Here is an 18,563-nt window from a genome sequence, read left to right on the forward strand (position 1 = left end):
ATTAAGCTGTTCTTGTTGGGTTTTCCTCCTCTTTTCCTGACCGACAGCGGGGGAGGGATGTTTTTGAGAAGGGGGAGTTCGGGTGAGGATAACGATGAAGGATATCGCATTAGGGTTCCATTGTGTCTGGAAACGTTTTTAGTGTTTTGAATACAGATGAAATTCGGCACAGTATTCCTATGGGGAACATATTCGAAATAGATAAGGAACTGATCAAATCAGTCGATGATGAAACGGCTCGCGAATTGGTTGCGCGTCTTTGTCGGGCAGAGTTAAGGTCACAAGGACTTCCCGAATCTGCCGTGATGTGGGGAGGGGATCAGCGGGCAACGGATGGAGGCGTTGATGTCTTTATCGATTGCCCGAGGGCATTGAATGCTCCCGACTTCGTTCCGAAGCAGCAAACCGTTATTCAGGTCAAGGCTGAAAAGTTTCCTCCGTCAAAGATAACGCCAGAAATGGCGCCGACAGGTAATATTCGTCCAGCGATTGTGGAAGTGTCCCTGTCAGGGGGAGCATATTTAATTATTTCGACTAAAGATGATGTTTCATATAAAGCCCTCAAAGCACGAACAGATGCAGTTCGTGACTGTCTTGCTGAGCATAAAATTGGAGCGAATGTTCAATCAGGCTTTTATGACAGCCGCCGCTTAGCAGATTGGGTGGAGAAACATCCATCAGTAGCAACTTGGCTCAGAGCCCAGGTAGGCCAGCCTCTAAAGGGGTGGAGGCCATACGAACCATGGGCATATAAAGAGCAGGACGTTGATGCGGAATATCTAATTGATGATGAGGTTCGGGCTTTCGTCCCTGAAGGAGATGAAGAGGTCGGTATCTCTCAGGCAATTGAGCAGCTAAGATCTGATTTGGCAAATCCTGGTTCCGTTAGACTGGTTGGATTATCTGGCGTAGGCAAGACGAGGTTGGTACAGGCTCTGTTTGATTTCCGTGTTTGCCCCGAAACGACTGCTCTTTCTAAAAACAATGTGATTTATGCAGATCTTGCGGGCGAGCCAGTTCCCAGTCCCAACTCAATGCTGGAAACCCTTCTGTCTCAACAATCGGACACAGTTGTGGTTGTCGATAATTGTGGGTCAGAAACGCATAACAAGTTGACAGAACTCATTACGAAGCGGGGGGACAATCTCCTTAAACTGATAACAATTGAATATGATATTCGTGACGAACTGCCCGAGGATACTCGTTGCTATCGGTTGGAAGGGGTATCGTGGGAAGTTCTTAGAAAAATGTTAGCGTTGCGATACCCAAGGTTGTCTCATAACGATATTGACTGCATTGCAAGTTTTTCGGATGGCAATGCACGAGTGGCCTACGCTCTTGCCTCAACTGCTGAGTCTGGTGGTGAATTGTCACGATTGGGCGACGGGGAACTTTTCGAACGCCTCTTTCGACAGAAGAAGACGGCTAGTGAAGAACTTCTTCGATGTGCTGAGGCGGCAAGTCTACTTTATTCCTTTGATTGGAGTGATTCGGCATCAAATGGGGAGTTGGCATTATTGGCCGGGTTTGCAGATGTCTCGGTTCGTACATTTAGAAGAAATATGAACGAATTGTCGCGGCGAGGTCTTTTGCAAGCACGTGGTCAATGGCGTGCAATATTGCCCCATGCCATTGCAAACGGCTTGGCAAAACGAATTGTCGAAACCGAGATCGGAGACGATTTGCTAGAGGCCTTCGTTATTCACGGAACTGAACGGGTCGCCCGTTCGTTTTGTCGGCGACTCGGATATTTGCACGATTGTCCTGAGGCCATAGCTATTGCTTCCGCGATGTTTTCCGTAAATGGAAAGATGAGCGACTTAGCAACGTTGACGAGGTTTGAACTGCAGATGTTTGATAACTTGGCTCCTCTAGATCCTGCGGGGGCACTAAGTGCGATCAGCAGAGAGGTGGAGACGGGAAACTATAAGAATCATATGCTTTCCTTTAAAGATCACTTCGCTCGTACGGCACGGCTTATTGCATATGAGCCAGCCTATTTTGAGCGAGCAGCTCTTATTCTACAGAAAGTTGCTCTGAAAGAGCCTGATAATGGCAACAGGAATTCTATCCGAGAGATGTTGGTCTCATTGTTCTATTGCCATTTATCAGGAACCCACGCCTCTTTAGATCAGCGCCATAAGTTCGCTGAAAACCTTCTATCAAGCGATAAACAAGGAGAGCGAGACCTCGGATTCGAGTTGGTCGAAGCCGGGTTGAAAACAAGTAATTTCATATCCATGCATGGGTGTGAATTTGGTGCGCACCGGCGGAATTATGGATGGTGGCCGCGGTCTGTTGAGGATATCAAAGGATGGTATATCCCATGGATAGACCTGTTGATCGATTTAGGGAAGAGGGGAGATTCGGATGGGGCTCGTAGCCGCTTGCTTCTAGCAGAGTCATTGCGCGGTCTATGGGAACTGGACAGTTATGGCATTGGTGAAAAACTTATGGAAGCGGCAAAGTGCTTCCATCCGATAGATGGCTGGATAGAAGGCTGGCTCGGTGTACGCAGAACATTGCGCTATGATGCTGAGGATCATCCTCCAGAAACTGTTAGTAAACTCAGGCGGATGGAAGACTTCTTAAAACCGTCAGGGTTGGAGGGCAAAATCCGGGCATGCGTTTTAGCGCGAGGTGATTTTGCTTATGACATTGAAGATGAAGAAAACCTTGCTGCGAAGTCCGACGAAAAGCTTTCCTCTTCTGATAGACATCGCCGTGCAAGTATGAATGCTGAAAAATTGGGGGAGCAAGCTACTGCCGAAATGGAATTGTTAGTGTCGTTGCTTCCTGCTCTATGCTCAAGGAATGGTGGACACCATTTTGAGTTCGGTCGTGGTGTTGGCTTACATTGCGATGATCCAGAAAGCCTACTGAAAGAGGTGAAAACTGTAGTTCAGGTGGTTGGTAGTGATAAATTCAATCCCTTATGGCTTCGCGGTTTTATGAATGGATGGAATGATTCAACCGCTGAAGCTGTATCGAAATTTCTCGATGAAGCCCTTGAAGATGAGGTTTGGCGAAATTGGTTTGTTGAACTCCAGTTGCAAGCGGGGATTGGAGGAAAGGCATTTCAGCGTCTTATGACCGCCCTTGAACCTGATATGTGTCCAACTCGGCAATTCGGTTATCTTGCTCATGGCCGTGCGACGGAGAAGTTTGCGGTGCCCCAGCTAATGGAGCTAATGAACAAGTTGGCTCAAAGAGACGATGGCGGCCTTGTTCGTTCGTTGGATGTGTTAAGTATGGCTGTTTATGGCGCTCAAGATATGAGTGACGATTACAAATCGGAACTAGGATGCGGCATAAGGGAATTCCTTTTACGAATAGACTGGTTAAAACTCAGCGATGATACGAATGGGCAGATATCCCATGACATAGAAAAAACGATGGGATTTGTTGTGGAAACCGCAGATGTGCCGTCAGTTCTAGATTCTGTTGTTAAACGGGTTTTGTGGGAGGAGGATGAGAGTTATATCCGCTATGATGATCTTCGAAAAAGAGCATTAAAGCCGATATTCAAACGTTTCCCTCGTTATGCATTAGACATGGTTTGCGCTCCAGAGAACCCGAAGGCGTTGGAAAGAATGGAGGCGTTGCTGTCAGATTCTTTCACGAGACTACGAAACGAGACCATACTAGATCATGTGCCGAAGAACGTACTCATTGAATGGTGTAATGAGGACTCAAATGCGCGCTATCCCTTTGCAGCAGAAATTTGCAAGCTGTTTGAGACTCAGGGTGAGAATCAATTGCCGGACTCGCTAACTGAAGTGGCATTGGAATTAGTGTGGAGGACACCGAACCCGACTGAGGTTGTGAGGATATTCGTTCGTCGTTTTTATCCGCACTCATGGTCGGGGTCTCTATCAAAAACTTTGGAAGCGCGATTACCTTTGTTTGATCAACTGATTCCTGAAGGACATGATGAGATTCGTTCCATTGTTGAAGCTGAGAAGGCAAGTTTTGAAGTTGCAATAGCCTCAGAAAAAGAGCGCGAGAAAAACAGGGAGCGTAGTCGCGACTCTAGCTTCGAGTGAATGCGTTTCGTTTGCATTGAGGAAAACTATTTTGAAGTATGTTTGCTACTGGGTGAAACGTTGCGGGCAGGCGTAGCCCTTCAGCGCTCGATGATGTGTGATGGTTTCTGGCGGCCTTTCAATGATTGGAATGCGCCCTTGGTGATGAACCCGGTCATGTGGGCTTCCGCTTGATCGGATGTGCTGAGGTGGCTTCCGCTTTGGTTGAGGCTGAGATTAAAAGCTTTGAGGGTTCCATTGGAAAGCTTGAGTCCCTGGCCGTGACGGTTGTTGTGAAGATTCTGAAGGAAGAGGGATGCACATCATCAAGCCGGAACCGGCTCACTTTCCCGGTCTTGCGGTCAACGAACCGTTCTGCATGCGGCTGGCCAAGGCGGTGGGGCTGGATTCGAATACGGAGGTGTTGTGTTGCCCCTACAGGGCAAAAAATTCCTGGCCTGCCAATCCTATGGCGTTGCCATAGGCTAAATTGTCTTGTGCTTTCAGCACAATGATTGATCTGGGCGATTGACTAGATCCCCGCCTTGAGCGCGAAGAGTCGTTTTTGGGTGGGGAGGTAGAGCGTGCCGCCCGCCGCCATCGGGGTGATGGGGGTGGAGTTGAAGCGGATTTTTTCAAGCTGCTGTTTTTTCTTTCCGGCCTGGAGGATCCACATCGTGTTTTTTTCGGTTCCGGCGTAGACCTTGCCGTTGGCAACCATCGGCGAAGCGCACCAGCTTCCGGCTTCCAGGTCGTGCTGCCAGTAGAGTTCGCCGGTGCGGGCGTCGAGGCAGCTGAGCCGGCCGGAATAATCGCTGGCGTAGACGAGCCCGTCTTTCACGCAGGGCTGCGCAGTGGTGCGGTCCACCCGGTCGGATTCCCAAATCTTTTTTCCGGAGGCGACGTCGATGCAGGTGAGCAGGCCCTGACCGGGGCCGTGGTTCGGGCTTTGCCCGATCGGCACATAGACGCGGCCGTCGGCCACCGTGGGGATGGCGATGATTTCGCTGGGGCCTTCGGGGGTGCGTTTGTTGTGCCGGGAATAGGTTTGCGCGCGGTAGGCTTCGGGGTTGCAGTCGTATTTCCAGCGGAGCTTCAGCGGGCCGGGTTTTTTGAGGGCTTCGAAGGCGTAGAGGAAGCCATCGCCCCCGCCGAACAGCACGAGGGTTTCGCCGTTCACCGTGGCGGCGACCGGCGACGACCAGTTGCAGTGGAACGTGCGTTGGCAGATCCCTTCCTGCTCGGTTGCCGCCAGCTTGCCGCTTTTTTTATCGAGCACGATCAGCGCCGGGGCCTCGGGGTTGACGATGTAGCGGTGCTTGGCGTCCTGCCCGTTGGAGGTGCAGGCGTAGAGGAAGTCGCCGACGAGCAACGGGGAGCTGCCGCAGACATCGTGCGGAACCACCTTGAGTTCCTCCACGAGGTTGTAGGCCCAGACCAGGTCGCCGTCGGTGGGCTGGAGCGTGTAGTCGGGCGGGAGTTCCATATAGGCGGCCTCGTCCCTGAACGGGCCATCGTTGCCATCGGTTTGCCCCTTCCGGTCAAGGCAGAGGATGTCGCCGCGCGGCCCGACGATATAGAGCCGCTCGTTGTCGAGCGCCGGGCGGGAGCAGACGCCGCATTTCCAGCGGTTGTAGTGCGAGGGGGCAATATCGCCCTCCACGCGCCGGGGAATCACCATTTGCCAAGCCAGCTTTCCCGTCCTGGGGTCGCGGCACTGCAGGATTCCGCCGCCGGAGGGTTGCTGGGTGTGTTCCAGGTATTGGTCGTTGATGCCGAGGAAGAGCTGCCCGTTGTCCAGCGTGGGGATGGTGTATTGGTGCGATGCCAGTTTCAGTTCCCACAACAGGTTTTCCTGTCCGAAGGCTTCCGGCAAAGCCGACTCTGCCGGGGCCGCCATGGCGACGAGGCTCGTGGCGCCAAGCAACGTCAAGGCAACTAATGATCTCTTCATGAAAACCTTCCTTTGGGATTGGATGGAGGTTTCTACCTTTTTTTTGCGCTGCGTTCAATCACGTGTGGGGGGAAAGCTCCGCTGGCTTTCAGCGGGCCGGTGGTGATGAATCCGCCCATTTCCGTCGTGGTGCCGTCCGATGCGCTCAGGTGGGAACCTTGTTGATTGAAGCTGAGGTTGAACGCCTTGAGGGTTCCCCTCGTGAGGAGCAACCCTTGCCCGTGGTGGTTGGCGTGGAGGTTCTGCAGGGTGAGGGTGCCGTTGCCGACATCGGCCAGGATGTCGGGGTTGCCCCAAACCATGGTGTTGATCAGGGTGGCCTCGGAATCGAAACCGTCGGAAATGAGGATGGCCGTTTTGTTTTGCGACGACATGGCCACGAGCTCGGTGTTGACCATCGAGATTTCGCCGTGTCCGTATTCAAAATAGCAGCTGATTTTGGAACCGTCGGTGCCGTGGCCATGGCTGACGCAGTTGATTGCCCCCTCGCCGTTCTGCTGGGTGAAATGGATGCCGTAGAGCGAACCGAAGACAAAGTTTTGGTAGAGGAACTGGTTTTCGGTATGGCCGACCACCAAGGCATCGAGGTTTTCCTTCTGGTACGTCCAGAACCGGGCTCCAGTCCCACTGGAAACACCGCCGTCGGTCTTGTTGGCATAGAGCGGGTTTCGGCGTGGTGCGCGCGACCAATAGTGCGGGTTGAACTGCATGTTTTGCACGATTCCGTTCCGGCTTCCGCCGCCGACGGCAACGCCCACCTTGAAGGGGGCGCCGGAGGGATAGTCGATGAAGTGGCGGTCGCACCGGTGCGACATGAAGTCGATGAACTTGAACGGATTGGCGGCGTTGACGTTGATGACATAGATGTTTTCACCGCGCCCCTGGATGAGGAAGGGATATTCCTTCACCTCCTCGATCCGCTGTTCCGGATAGTTGAACGAAAGCCCGCGCATGCCGCTGTTGGCCTCCATGGCAATGGTTGGTTCGTCATCCGGGGGATAGATGTGGAGCACGCTTCCGCCGCCCATGGTGTGGTGCGGCACGTCGTGAACACCGCGCAATTCCACGCCCCCCGGAATGCTAAGGCGGCCTTTGATCAGATAGTCCTGCCCCGGCAGCAGCACCATGCCGCCTCCATTGCGGGCGCTGTTGTCCAGTGCTTGCTGGATGGCGGCGGCATCGTCGGAGCCGGAGGGATGGACGACCTCCAACGCAGGCTTGGCCGGGACATATTGCGTTCGCGTTGTTTTATGAAAGTCGGGAATGGGGTTCAGGCCCGGAGGTGCGTCCGATTGCTGGACGATGCCGTCCGGGGCTTCGCTTTGCACCATGGGCAATGGGTTGGGGTATTGGTTGCCGGCCAGCACCACGCCGATGACCTTTTCCCCAATCCGGATCCGGCTGTTCTTGTCCTTGAGCGCGGAACCGAGGATCGAGTGCGCACCTTTGTCGAGTACGACATTGCCGCTCAGCACGCGGCACTGCTCCATCAGGATGTTGCCGCTTCCGTTCGAACGCAAGGCTTCCTTCCCGCTGAAGATGCAGGTCGAAAAAAGTAGGGCGGAGTCGAATTTTTCATCAACCAGCACGCCGTGCTGCGCGCCGTCGAAATAGCATTCCGTGAACACCATGCCGAAGGGGTTGGTTTTTTCCACCTCCATGGCGGTGGCGCAGTTGCGGATGATCAGATGGTAGAACTGTGCATTGGCCGCACCGCGCACGCCTTCGGAAATCATGAAGCCTCGGGCATAGCCCTCGATCTCCACGTCGGCGACATATTCCCAGTCGGAGCGCAGCATGTGGATGGCCGTACCGTTTTCCATGGTCCAGTCCAGATTCCTGGGCGATTTGGGCAGGCCGCCCAGGCACCACCAACGCGGGGAAAAGCGGATTTTTTCCAGGCGGCCGATATCGGTGGTGGAGTCGTATTGGATCCCCGTTTTAAGCGGGGTTCCATAGACGTTGCGCACCAGGTGCAGCTCGTTGCCGCCGGGCCCGATGCGGATGCCCTGGTAGGGGTTCACCAGGGTCAGGTTTTCGAAGGTGGCGTTGTCGCCGCCCTTCTGGATCAGGCACCAGGGGTAGGGGTCGGGGTTCTGGTGGGACTGCAGCGGATACCAAATATTCAGGTCTTTGATGCCCGCACAGTAATCGACCGTGATAAACGGAGTCCCGTCGGGATCGCCCTTGCCCGCCAGCGGCATGAGGATGGTGCCCCGCACCGATGGATTCTCCCTGGTTGGTTCGTTCCATTCACCGCGCAGGGTGACGGCAACTGGAATTTTGAGGTTTCCCTTGAAGAGATAACGGCCCTCCGGAACAAACACCGTTCCGCCGCCGGCCTCGTGCATCCGGTCCAGCGCCGTTTGGAAGGCCTTGGTGCAGTCCTTCCTGCCATCGCCCTTAGCCCCGAAGTCCTCCACGTTGTAGCCCGCCACCACCACATCGGTGGTCGGGTATTTTGTTTTAATGATCTGCCACTCCGGTTTATCCGGTGCACCGGCAGAAATTGAAGAAATCAGGAGCAGGGTGGAAAAAAGTGTTCTATGAATCATGATTATTTCAATGCGCGGACTTTGATTTCGCGGTAGTAGGTGATGCTTTTCGGATCGTGTCCCTGGAGGGCGAAGGTGCCGGAGCTTAAACGGCGGTCCTTGAATTTTTCAGGGGGTTGAAGGTCGGCCGGCTCGGTGTATTCGTTCACCACCTTGCCGTCGATGAGGATGGTGATGGTCTTGCCTTTCACGCGGATGAGATAGTCGAACCATTCGTCGTCCTTGGAGGGCGCATCGTTCATGACATCCTGCACGGCGTAGATGCTGGCGGTCTTGCGCTTGTCCTTATGCGTTGTGTTAACCTGAGCTTCATAGCCATGCGACGGCCAGCCGGTTTCCTGGTATTCGGTGTGGAAGAATATGCCGCCGTTGGAGCCGGGCGTGGTTTTGACCTTTGCGCTGAACTCGAAATTTGTGAAGGAGCCCGGAATCGTTTCGGTGCCCATCCAGAACAGGTGCGAACGCCCGCCCTCCACCTTGAGCGTATCGCCCTCAACGATGCTGAAGCATCCTTCGGTTTCGCTCGCCTTCCAGCCCTCGAGGCCGGAGCCAGCGAACAAGGTTTGCCACTCGCCGGAAAATGCGGTGGTGGCACAGATGAATATGATTCCAATACTTATTTTCATGACGGATCTCCGGGGTGATCAGTTGTTTTTTGATTTCAGGCGTTAAACAGCATTGCAGGATGAAACGTTTATTCCAAGCTATTTTGGACACGTTGGATGCGGGGCTTCACATCGAGTGGTCATCGGCTGGCTTTCCTTTTTTTTCGGGGAGGTTGATTCCTTCCGCCTTCAGTCGCGCAACGAGGCTGGCTCGAAGTTTGCGCAGCGTTGCGGCATATTCGGGATTAACGGCGAGATTGCTGAATTGTTTTGGATCTTTCTTCATGTCGTAGAGTTCTTCCGAACCATTCGTGTAGCGCATGTAGGCGAATTGGTTTTCGCGCAAGGAGAAGCCGTTGTTCAACGAAAGGGCTGCATCCCGGACGGTTGCACCGGGGTTGCGCAGCACTGGAACCAGGCTCTTGCCCTGCACGCTTGCAGGAATTGGAAGCCCGGCCAGCTCGGCGAGGGTGGGGTAGATATCGACCAGTTCCGTCAGGGCGTCGGTCCGGGCGGGGTTGAAACCGGGCGCCGAGATGATGAGCGGCACGCGCGTGACCTCTTCATGGAGGTTGCTTTTTTGCCAAAACGTATGCTCGCCGAGGTGGTAGCCGTGGTCGCTGAGAAAAACGATCGCGGTGCTGCTGCGCAGTCCGAGCCGGTCGAGCTCGTCGATGATGCGCCCGACCTGCTCATCCATGAAGGTGACGGTTGCATAGTATGCCGACCACATGCGCTTCTGGTTGTCGGGATATTGCCCAATGGGATTGGTGGCGTTCTTTGTTTTGGCCAGTCCGGCTTGCGGAATGTCGTCGAGGTCGTTCACGGGCACCTCCGGCAGTTCGATCCCTTGCCATGGGTAGGGTGCGAAATAGTGCTCCGGCGCGACGTTCGGATAGTGCGGGCGCACCAACCCAGCGGCGATGAAAAACGGTTTGTCTCCATGCTTGCGCAGTAGCTCGATGGTTTTGTCGGCCGTTTTATGGTCCGGTTGATCGGAGCCGTCGCCTTCGTAGCTGACCGAAACAAACATCCGGTTTTTCATTTTAGTCGATTCACGCCCCTCCAGCTCGGTCGTGAAAATGTTCTGGTTCAGGCAGGCATAATCCCCCGGCGTGTGGGCTTCCATCCCTTGGGAGTTGAAGCGCTCCGTCCAGGAGCTGGCCACGTCGGCGCCATGGGTGCCATCGATAATGTCGCCGGGCACGCGCATGTGGTAGATCTTCCCGACGCGCGCGCTGTACCAGCCCTTGTTTTTGAAGTGCTCTGCCAGGTTGATGCCTTTGTCATCCGTATAGCGGCTATACATGAACGACTGCCGGGAAGGCGCGCACCATACCCCCTGGCAGTAGGCGCGACTGAACACCAGACCTTCACGTGCCAGACGATCGAGGTTGGGCGTTTGGCACACCTCGTCGCCATAGCAACCCAGCACGCTCGCCTTAAGGTCGTCGGAAACAAGTAGCAGCACATTGCGAATTGAACCGCTGTAGGCAGGCAGCACAACCGCAAGGGCCAAGGTGGCGAGGAGCAGGCGCATGCCCTCGACCCGGTTAACGACGCTGCTTGATTTTTTCAAGCAAGGCTTCGAAGTCCTCGACATATTGCTTGCAAAGGCCGCGGGTGCCGGACTGGTCGATGTTGCCGCCGCCGATGCCCCAGGGCTGCATACCGGCCAGCAGGATGGAGCAGATGCCCGCGCCGCTGTCTTCGATGCCGATGGCGGAATGGCGCTGGCTGAAATCCATACCCAGTCCGACACGCATCGTTTCGGCGTAGAGCCACGGGTGGGGTTTGGGCGAGAGTTCGCCGAGCGTTCCGGCTTCGCCTTTGCGCAGCGCGTGGCCGGCGGTGATGATGGCATCATAAAAGTCGGCGGGGTCGCCCATGCCGAGCGTTTTGAAGGCATCGAGGATTTCTGGATAGGCTTTTTCATATAAACCAGACGTCACCAAACCGATTCGCATGTCCATGTTTTTTAATTCGAGCAGGAACTCCTTGATGCCGGGCGATGGGCGGAAGGCGCCGGGCTTGCCCTTGCCTTCAAGGATCAGCTGCATTTCGCGGTGCGTGTGTTCGAAATAATAGGTGCGAGCTTCCTCTACCGTTTTTTCCGGACAATATTTCGTGACGCAATATTGCAGGTGTTCGGAAACCGAGTGGCCGGAAACATAGGGGAGGTCGGATTCTTCGAGTTCAAAGCCTGGATTGCCCAGCAGGCTGGCGGTACTGAGTTGGATGATCCAGATCCAGAATTCCTCGCTATGCACGGTGGTGCCGTCGAGATCCATCAAAACGGCGGTAATCGGATCTTCCCGCTCCACGGAATGGACCGGATAGTAGGCCGGGTAACCCAGCGCCGAATTCACCAGCGCCATGGTTTGGTCGGAAAATCCAATGAACTCCACTTTTCCATCACCGGTCTTGCCAATGGCCTGAACGCCGTTGGTTCCCGTGGTAAAGCGGTGGTCAGAGGTTTGTTTCAGTTCGTTGAGACCGAGCGACTCGATCGTGGTTCCTAGCTCCGGAAATTGCATGCTGAATCCATTTAGGTAAAATTAGTGCTTGTGTGATGAAACGTTTATCCTATAGTGGTTGTTACTTAGTCAATCCAATTTTCAAACGAAACACGAGGAAACAAATCATGAATAAGAAAACCGCTTTAGTTGTTGCACACACGCACTGGGACCGCGAATGGCGCTACCCGATCTGGAAAACCCGCTCGCTATTGATCGAATTCATGGACTGGCTGATCGATATTCTGGAAAACGACCCGGCATACGACAGTTTCCTGCTCGATGGCCAGACCGTCTGTGTTGACGATTATCTGCAAGTCCGCCCCGAAAACCGCGACCGCATTGCCGCACTGGTCAAGGCCGGCAAGCTGGTGGTTGGGCCCTGGTACACGTTGCCCGACCTCTTCCCGATTTCCGGCGAATGCCTCGTGCGCAATCTACAGACCGGCATCCGGTTCGCGGAGGAACTCGGCGGCTACAACCCGATTGCCTACCACACCTTCGGCTGGGGGCAGACCGCGCAGTTCCCGCAGATTTACCAGGATATTGGCATTCACTATGCCGTTGCCGCCAAAAAAGTTTCCGAAGAGCGCGCGCCCAACAGCGAATTCATCTGGACGGCGCCGGACGGATCGGAGCTGCTGACCTCGCGCCTCGGCCACTTCACCCGCCAGAACGGCTATTTCTATCTGCACTTCCCGGTTCGGCTGAACAATATCTACGACGACAACCAGTATGCCTGGGAGTGGGGCAAAACCGGCGTGGCCTACCACCGCGCCGACGAAAACAATTATCAGAACGACTATTTCCGCATCGACCATGAAGATGGCTACTTCAAGGAAAACGTCAAAGATGCCGCGCAGCGAACGTGGGACAACATGGACAAGACGCTGGTCGACGACTGGCGCCTGCTGATGTGCGGGTGCGACTTTTCGACTCCCAATCCCTATCTGCCGCGGATGGTGAAGGATTGCAACGAAGCGCTGCCGGAGATCGAGTTCCGGATGGCCTCGCTGAAGGAATATTTCCAGGGCGTGGAGGAGCGGCTCGACCGATCCATCGTACCGGTGGTCCATGGCGAGCTGCGCGATGGCGAGCCAAGCCATGCCTCCGCCAACGCACTGGCGACCCGTATTCACATCAAGCAACTGAACAAACAGGTTGAGAACGTGTTCATGCGCCGGATGGAACCATTGGCCGCATCGCTTTCCATGCTGGGCGAAACCTATCCAACGAACTTTATCGGCAAGGGCTGGAACTATCTGCTCAAAGCGCACCCGCACGATTCCATCAACGGTGTCACGCAGGACAAGACCGTGGTGGACAACCTCTATCGCCTCAACCAGGCGCTGGAAATCGGGGAAACCATCTATGAAGATTCCATTGCCGCGTTGCTGAAGCGCCTGGATCTTTCCGCCTTCGGGCAGACCGACACGCTGTTGCTGCTCCACAACCCACAACCGCGCCCGGTGCGCGAGGTGGTCAAGGTGGCCATCGACACGCCGCGCTCCGAAGACTGCTGGACGCTGGGCGTGGTCGACGCGGACGGCACCCGTCTGGCGATCCAGGAAATCACGCGCGATGAGCACAAGCAACCCGTGCACGATGTCGAGGCGCGGCCGTGGCCATACTATGTCGACCGTCATCAGCTCTATCTCGACACCGGCGAAATCCCGGCCGGCGGCTACAAGATCGTCAAGGTGGTCAACGAACGAACCTATTGGCGAGAGGAGGAGTGGTGGCCGGCCATGCGCAAGAGCGCCGGCGGCTTCATCGGGCAGGGTGCCATGAAAATGGAAAACGCATTCCTGAAGGTGGAGGTGAATTCCGACGGAACCTTCAACCTGACCGACAAGTCGAACGGCCGCACCATCGAAAACATGCACCACTTCGAAGACGAAGGCGACACGGGCGACTACTGGGCCTACTATGCACCCTATAAAAACCAGGCCATCACCAGCCGCGGCTTCGGTTCGCGCATCTGGATGGAGGACAACGGCCCGCTCAGCGCGACCATCGGCATTGAAACCATCATGAAGGTTCCGGCCCATGCGGAATACGGCAACGTCAAGGTGCAGGGCTACGGCAAGCGGTGCGATCGCCTCGTGGACCTCAAGATTGTTTCACGCATCACACTCAACAAGGACAGCAAGCACCTGAAGGTGAAAACCTCCATCGACAATACCGCCAAGGACCATCGCATACGCCTGATGATCCCGACCGACATCCAGACCGACTTCTCGGATGCAGCCGGACACTTCACGGTTGACCATCGCGGCATCGTCCACGAAAAGGATGCCGATGGAAAATTCTACCCCGAAATGGCGCTGCGCCCGATGAGCGTCTTCTGCGACGCGAGCGATGGCACCAACGGAATGGCCGTACTCAATAACTGCCTGACCGAATTCCAGCTGCTTGAGGATGACCGCGGGACGATCGCATTGACCCTGCTGCGCGCCATCCGCAACCGCATTTGCACCGAGTCGCGCGTTTCATCCGAATTCCCGGAAGCGCTCGGTAGCCAGATGCTCCAGACGGTGGACTATGAATATGCGATCTATCCGCACGCCGGAAACTGGGCCGAGGGCGCCGTCTACGCCGAGGCCGACAAGCTGAACGCCAAGCCGGCAGTCACCCAGATTTCCATGAACCGCGGTGGCGACCTGCCAACGGTGGCCTCGCACTATGCCATCGACAACGATGCGCTGGTGCTTTCCTCCATCACCAAAACGCATGGCCGCAATTCCCTGATGCTCCGCCTGTTCAACCCGACCGGCGAAACGCAGGAGGGCACGGTCAAGTTCGGCCTCCCGGTTTCCAAGGCCTGGAAAAACAACCTGATCGAAACGCGCGGGGAGGAGTTGGAGCTACTGGACGGCGCGGTTGCGCTCTCTGTCCCGAAGGGTCGGATTGTGACGATTGAAGTGGAGTGATTGATGAACAGGCGTTCCTTTACCATGCTAGCCGCAAGTTCCGCGCTGGTGTCTCTTTCCGCGAAAGCGGTTAAGGGAAAGCGGCCGAACCTGCTCTTCATTATGACCGATCAGCAACGCTTCGATGCGTTGAGCCTGTCGGGAAACACGATCCTGAAAACACCGAATCTGGATCGGATTGGCAAGGAGGGCGCCTATTTTGAAATCTGCAATTCACAGTGTCCGGTGTGCGGCCCCGCGCGCAGCAGCCTGATGACGGGGCGCTCCGTGGAAAATTCGAAGGTGTTCACGAACATGGATGCCGACATTGCGGACCGGACACCGATGCCGTGCTACGACGAGTTGCTGTCGGACGAGGGGTACCGCACCGAATACTACGGCAAATGGCATGCGCCTCTCGGGCGGGCGATGAAATACGACAACGCCGTAACGCCTGCCGCCTGCCATGAATGGGAGCGCGGCCCGGGCATGTCGAAGGAATACGAGGACTATCTCAACCAGCATGTGAAACGCACGAAGCTGTTCAACAATCCGGAATATGCCAATACCGGATGGCAGGAGCAGACGTTCGACCACCGCCCCTACAAAACCAACCCGCTCGATACCCGGCACGGTATGGAGCCCGGAATCAAGGTGGATGAAAACGGTGAAAAACTGAAAGTGGGGCAACCGGACCAGCATGGCATCTCGACCGTGCCGAAGGAGCACACCATTACGGCCGTGCAGGCCAAGATGACGTTGCAGGCGCTGGAGCGGTTGGCAAAAAGGGACGAACCGTTTTCGCTGCATTGTTCGTTCCACTGCCCGCATTCACCCATCACGCCCTCGGAGCCGTATGCTTCCATGTATAAGCCGGAGGCCATGCCGGTGCCGGTTAGCATTGATGATCCCATGGACAACTCGCCGTACATCAATGAAAACGGACGCAAGCGGTTGCCGCAGTATCGGGATCGGGAAAAGATCAAATACATGATCGCGAATTATTATGCGCTGGTGAAGGAGATCGATGTTTGGGTGGGCGGGATTCTCGACAAGCTCGACGAGCTGGGGCTGGCTGACGACACGATGGTTGTCTTTACTTCGGACCACGGCGAAATGCTCGGTGCCCACGGCATGCGCGAAAAGAATATTTTCTATGAAGAGTCGGTTCATGTTCCGCTCATGATCCGTTTCCCCGGCCGCATCAAGGCCGGAAGCGTGGTGGCTGCGCCGGTTTCGCAGATTGATCTTTACGCGACGATCCAGGATTACCTGGGGTCTGGGAAAACCGAATCCGACGGGGAAAGCTTGCGCCGCTACATCGAAAACCCGGCCGCCGAGCGGACGGCTTTTGCCGTATCCGAATGGAATTGGCGCGGCCCGGTGCAACCGAACCTGATGGTGCGGACGAAGGGGTGGAAATATTTCATTCCCAACACCGCCGACTCCAAGGTGATGAACGTGCTGTATGACCTGAAGAACGACCCGTTCGAGATGGATAACCTGCTGGGCAAAAATCCCGATGCAGAAAACCACCGCAAGCAGGCCGAGTTCATGAAAGACCTGCTCGTCCAATGGCTGGAAAAAACCAAGTCCCCCCATTTGGAAGCGGTGAAGAAACGTGATGCGGTCAAGGCCGGATAAAAGGATTAGCGATGAAAAAAACAATGGTACTGGTTTTAGGTTCGGCATTGGCGGTTTCGGCTTGGGCGAAGCCGAATGTGGTGCTGTTCATGGCGGACGACTTCGGAGCGGGGAGCATCAACGCCTTCGGGGCTCCTGAGGATTTGGTGAAAACACCCCACTTGAACCGGATGGCGGATTCCGGCATGCGGTTCACCAATGCCAACACACCGGCATCCATCTGCTCGCCGACGCGCTATGCGCTGCTGACCGGGCGCTATGCCTGGCGCGGACCGTTGCCATTCGGCGTGGTGAACGTCTTCGACCCAATGGTGGTCGAAACGGATCGCATGACGATGCCGAAATATTTCCGGACCATGGGATACTCCACCGCCCAGATCGGCAAATGGCATTTAGGCTATGGCGACCGGAGGCCGGCGGTGTTCACCGAAAAGCTGACGCCGGGGCCGAACGACCTCGGTTTCGATTATCACTTCGGCCTTCCGCAAAACCTGGACGACATGCTGCGCGTCTGGATTGAAAACGATGGCGTCCATGGGTTGCGCTCGGACAAGTTGAGTCCCTATGCGAAGAGCTTCTACGGCCAGCCGTATGTCGGACTCGACGCTCCGCAGCGCAGTCGCGAGGAAGCCAGCGAATTCCTGACCGAAAAGGCGGTTGAATGGCTGGGCGCCCAGGATAAGGGCAAGCCGTTCTTCCTGTACTTTGCCTCGCCCGCCACTCACCATCCGATTGTCCCCTCCGAGCGCATGCGCGGCAAAAGCAACTGCGGGGCGTACGGCGACTTTATCCAGGATCTGGACTGGTCGTTCGGCCGGATCGTCCAGGCGCTGGACGGGATGGGGGTGCTAGACGACACCATCATTGTTTTCACGTCCGACAACGGCGGCGATATCCCGAATGAAGAAACCCGTCCGGAGGGGCAGGCCATCAAGGCCGGACTGAAACCCAACGGTGGATACCGCGGCGACAAGCACACCATTTATGAAGGGGGTGCGCGCGTGCCATTGATGGTGCAGTGGAACGGAAAGGTGCCAGCCGGAAAAGTCTCGGATCGCATGGTCAGCATTGCCGACCTTTTCGCGACCCTCGCGGATGTCGTCAACGGGAAATCCGTGACGGTGCCGGACGCGATCGACAGTAGTAGTTTTGCGCCGACGCTGGCCGGCAAGAAGCAGCCGGTTCGCAAGCCGATGGTTTCCACCAATGCAGGGGGGCTGCAGGCGATTCGTTCCGGCAAGTGGAAATATATCGACGGAACCTTCCCTGAAACCGCGCCTCAGGGTTTGCGCAACACGTTCAAGAAGGAGGCCGAGCCTGCCCTCTATGACCTTTCCAAGGATCCCGCAGAAAAGCGCAACGTGATTGCCGACCATCCCGAGGTGGTTCAGGAGCTGCAGGCCGTGTTGGCCGACTATCGCGCGGGCAAGGGGGCCCGGTAGCAGAGGCTATGGGCAGGTTTGCAAGGGGTTGCGCTGTCGGGGGCGAGCGCCCGGGGGGCGGAATGATCCGTTCCCGGCAAAACATCCCGCAATTAATAATTAACGATTTATATGGATTATTGTTCGCGAACGCGATACACACACAGTTCATTCAATTAAGGAAAATGAAAAATGACTACAGGAACAGTAAAATGGTTCAGCGCTGAAAAGGGCTTTGGTTTCATCACTCCCGACGAAGGAGGAACCGATATGTTTGTTCACCATTCGGAAATCCAGGTTTCCGGTTACGCCTCCCTCGATGAAGGCCAGAAGGTATCGTACGAAGTTGGTCAGGGGCAGAAAGGCCCGTGTGCAACGAACGTTACCCCGATGTAATCCAATTACATCGACAAGATCGAGAAGGCGCCTGCGAAGGCGCTTTTTTTGTGCCTATTGCTCTAGTGGCGCCGATGCATCCTGGTACGGGCGGTGAAGCTGGCACCAAGCAGGGCGGCTCCAAGGAAGACCAGCAGAATGCTGATCCAGGGCGGACTGGCGGAATTCTTTACGAGGAACAAGGGACAGGCCCCTATGCTTGCACCTCCCAATAGGGTGCTAACCACCCGCATGAAGCCGATCGGGGGGCGCAATGCGCGTAGAACAAGGGCGATGCCAGGAATAATCAGGACATAGCCAGCCAGTGGATGGTACATCGGCTCTTCCAGATAGAACTGGTTTGCAGCTCCCGCTCCTGCCAGAAAAAGACCTAGCAGTATCGCCATGAAAGTGACCCTGTGCGTGTGTTTCCCGTGCCCGTTATGCATCCACAGCCTCCCGTTATTCCTTTTAATCCCTTATACTTCGTATACTCCAATGCATATGGATTGCAAGGGCTTAATGTCTTGGCTCCTGGCTGGCGCTTGGGGCAATC

12 protein-coding genes are annotated in these 18,563 nt (G+C 55.6%); 6 read left to right on the top strand and 6 right to left on the bottom strand.

The window, feature by feature from the left end:
* Nucleotides 1-122 precede the first annotated feature (122 nt).
* A complete protein-coding gene (locus E9954_RS06805) occupies nucleotides 123-4,046 on the top strand; it encodes a P-loop NTPase family protein (protein ID WP_136078457.1) in 3,924 nt (1,307 codons plus the stop codon).
* Nucleotides 4,047-4,341: 295 nt separating this feature from the next.
* Entirely contained in the window at nucleotides 4,342-4,509 is a 168-nt protein-coding gene (locus E9954_RS06810; RefSeq protein WP_136078458.1) for a type II toxin-antitoxin system HipA family toxin, read from the top strand.
* Nucleotides 4,510-4,557: 48 nt separating this feature from the next.
* Here E9954_RS06810 and E9954_RS06815 read toward each other — a convergent pair whose 3' ends face one another.
* The 5 genes from E9954_RS06815 to E9954_RS06835 form a co-directional block, all read right to left on the bottom strand.
* Complete coding sequence (locus E9954_RS06815; protein ID WP_136078459.1) at nucleotides 4,558-5,979, bottom strand: PQQ-binding-like beta-propeller repeat protein; 1,422 nt, start codon at nucleotides 5,977-5,979, stop codon at nucleotides 4,558-4,560.
* Between the two features lie 32 nt (nucleotides 5,980-6,011).
* On the bottom strand, nucleotides 6,012-8,534 hold the full coding sequence (locus E9954_RS06820) for a glycosyl hydrolase family 28-related protein (RefSeq protein WP_136078460.1): 2,523 nt from the start codon (nucleotides 8,532-8,534) through the stop codon (nucleotides 6,012-6,014).
* A 2-nt stretch (nucleotides 8,535-8,536) separates the two neighbouring features.
* Nucleotides 8,537-9,160 (bottom strand): 3-keto-disaccharide hydrolase, encoded by a 624-nt coding sequence (locus tag E9954_RS06825; RefSeq protein ID WP_136078461.1) that lies wholly within the window; start codon nucleotides 9,158-9,160, stop codon nucleotides 8,537-8,539.
* A gap of 106 nt (nucleotides 9,161-9,266) precedes the next feature.
* Nucleotides 9,267-10,718, bottom strand: coding sequence for a sulfatase (locus E9954_RS06830; RefSeq protein ID WP_222847085.1), 1,452 nt, complete (start codon nucleotides 10,716-10,718; stop codon nucleotides 9,267-9,269).
* Nucleotides 10,693-11,676 carry an HAD family hydrolase gene (locus E9954_RS06835; RefSeq protein ID WP_136078463.1) on the bottom strand — a complete coding sequence of 328 codons (984 nt, stop codon included), beginning with the start codon at nucleotides 11,674-11,676 and terminating at the stop codon, nucleotides 10,693-10,695. Before E9954_RS06835 ends, E9954_RS06830 begins: the two co-directional genes overlap by 26 nt.
* A 107-nt stretch (nucleotides 11,677-11,783) precedes the next feature.
* On the opposite strand from E9954_RS06835, the gene E9954_RS06840 reads away from it, so the two are divergent.
* From E9954_RS06840 to E9954_RS06855, 4 genes are all read left to right on the top strand, one after another.
* The gene (locus E9954_RS06840; protein WP_168442043.1) at nucleotides 11,784-14,588 is read left to right on the top strand and encodes an alpha-mannosidase; all 2,805 of its coding nucleotides are present in this window, start codon (nucleotides 11,784-11,786) and stop codon (nucleotides 14,586-14,588) included.
* A gap of 3 nt (nucleotides 14,589-14,591) precedes the next feature.
* Nucleotides 14,592-16,211, top strand: coding sequence for a sulfatase-like hydrolase/transferase (locus E9954_RS06845; protein WP_136078465.1), 1,620 nt, complete (start codon nucleotides 14,592-14,594; stop codon nucleotides 16,209-16,211).
* Between the two features lie 11 nt (nucleotides 16,212-16,222).
* Nucleotides 16,223-17,653 carry a sulfatase family protein gene (locus E9954_RS06850; protein ID WP_136078466.1) on the top strand — a complete coding sequence of 477 codons (1,431 nt, stop codon included), beginning with the start codon at nucleotides 16,223-16,225 and terminating at the stop codon, nucleotides 17,651-17,653.
* Nucleotides 17,654-17,824: 171 nt separating this feature from the next.
* Nucleotides 17,825-18,028 (top strand): cold-shock protein, encoded by a 204-nt coding sequence (locus E9954_RS06855; protein WP_136078467.1) that lies wholly within the window; start codon nucleotides 17,825-17,827, stop codon nucleotides 18,026-18,028.
* 62 nt (nucleotides 18,029-18,090) lie between these two features.
* Here the strand turns inward: E9954_RS06855 and E9954_RS06860 are convergent, their stop codons facing one another.
* Nucleotides 18,091-18,414, bottom strand: coding sequence for a hypothetical protein (locus E9954_RS06860; RefSeq protein ID WP_136078468.1), 324 nt, complete (start codon nucleotides 18,412-18,414; stop codon nucleotides 18,091-18,093).
* Nucleotides 18,415-18,563 lie beyond the last annotated feature (149 nt).

It is taken from the genome of Pontiella desulfatans (assembly GCF_900890425.1).
In the GTDB taxonomy this organism is placed as follows: domain Bacteria; phylum Verrucomicrobiota; class Kiritimatiellia; order Kiritimatiellales; family Pontiellaceae; genus Pontiella; species Pontiella desulfatans.

Bases quoted from the DNA above. Each gene is read 5' to 3' on its own strand.
- E9954_RS06810 (WP_136078458.1), top strand. From the start codon at position 4,342: ATGCACATCATCAAGCCGGAACCGGCTCACTTTCCCGGTCTTGCGGTC.
- E9954_RS06815 (WP_136078459.1), bottom strand. From the start codon at position 5,979: ATGAAGAGATCATTAGTTGCCTTGACGTTGCTTGGCGCCACGAGCCTC.
- E9954_RS06820 (WP_136078460.1), bottom strand. From the start codon at position 8,534: ATGATTCATAGAACACTTTTTTCCACCCTGCTCCTGATTTCTTCAATT.
- E9954_RS06825 (WP_136078461.1), bottom strand. From the start codon at position 9,160: ATGAAAATAAGTATTGGAATCATATTCATCTGTGCCACCACCGCATTT.
- E9954_RS06835 (WP_136078463.1), bottom strand. From the start codon at position 11,676: ATGCAATTTCCGGAGCTAGGAACCACGATCGAGTCGCTCGGTCTCAAC.
- E9954_RS06840 (WP_168442043.1), top strand. From the start codon at position 11,784: ATGAATAAGAAAACCGCTTTAGTTGTTGCACACACGCACTGGGACCGC.
- E9954_RS06845 (WP_136078465.1), top strand. From the start codon at position 14,592: ATGAACAGGCGTTCCTTTACCATGCTAGCCGCAAGTTCCGCGCTGGTG.
- E9954_RS06850 (WP_136078466.1), top strand. From the start codon at position 16,223: ATGAAAAAAACAATGGTACTGGTTTTAGGTTCGGCATTGGCGGTTTCG.
- E9954_RS06855 (WP_136078467.1), top strand. From the start codon at position 17,825: ATGACTACAGGAACAGTAAAATGGTTCAGCGCTGAAAAGGGCTTTGGT.
- E9954_RS06860 (WP_136078468.1), bottom strand. From the start codon at position 18,414: ATGGCGATACTGCTAGGTCTTTTTCTGGCAGGAGCGGGAGCTGCAAAC.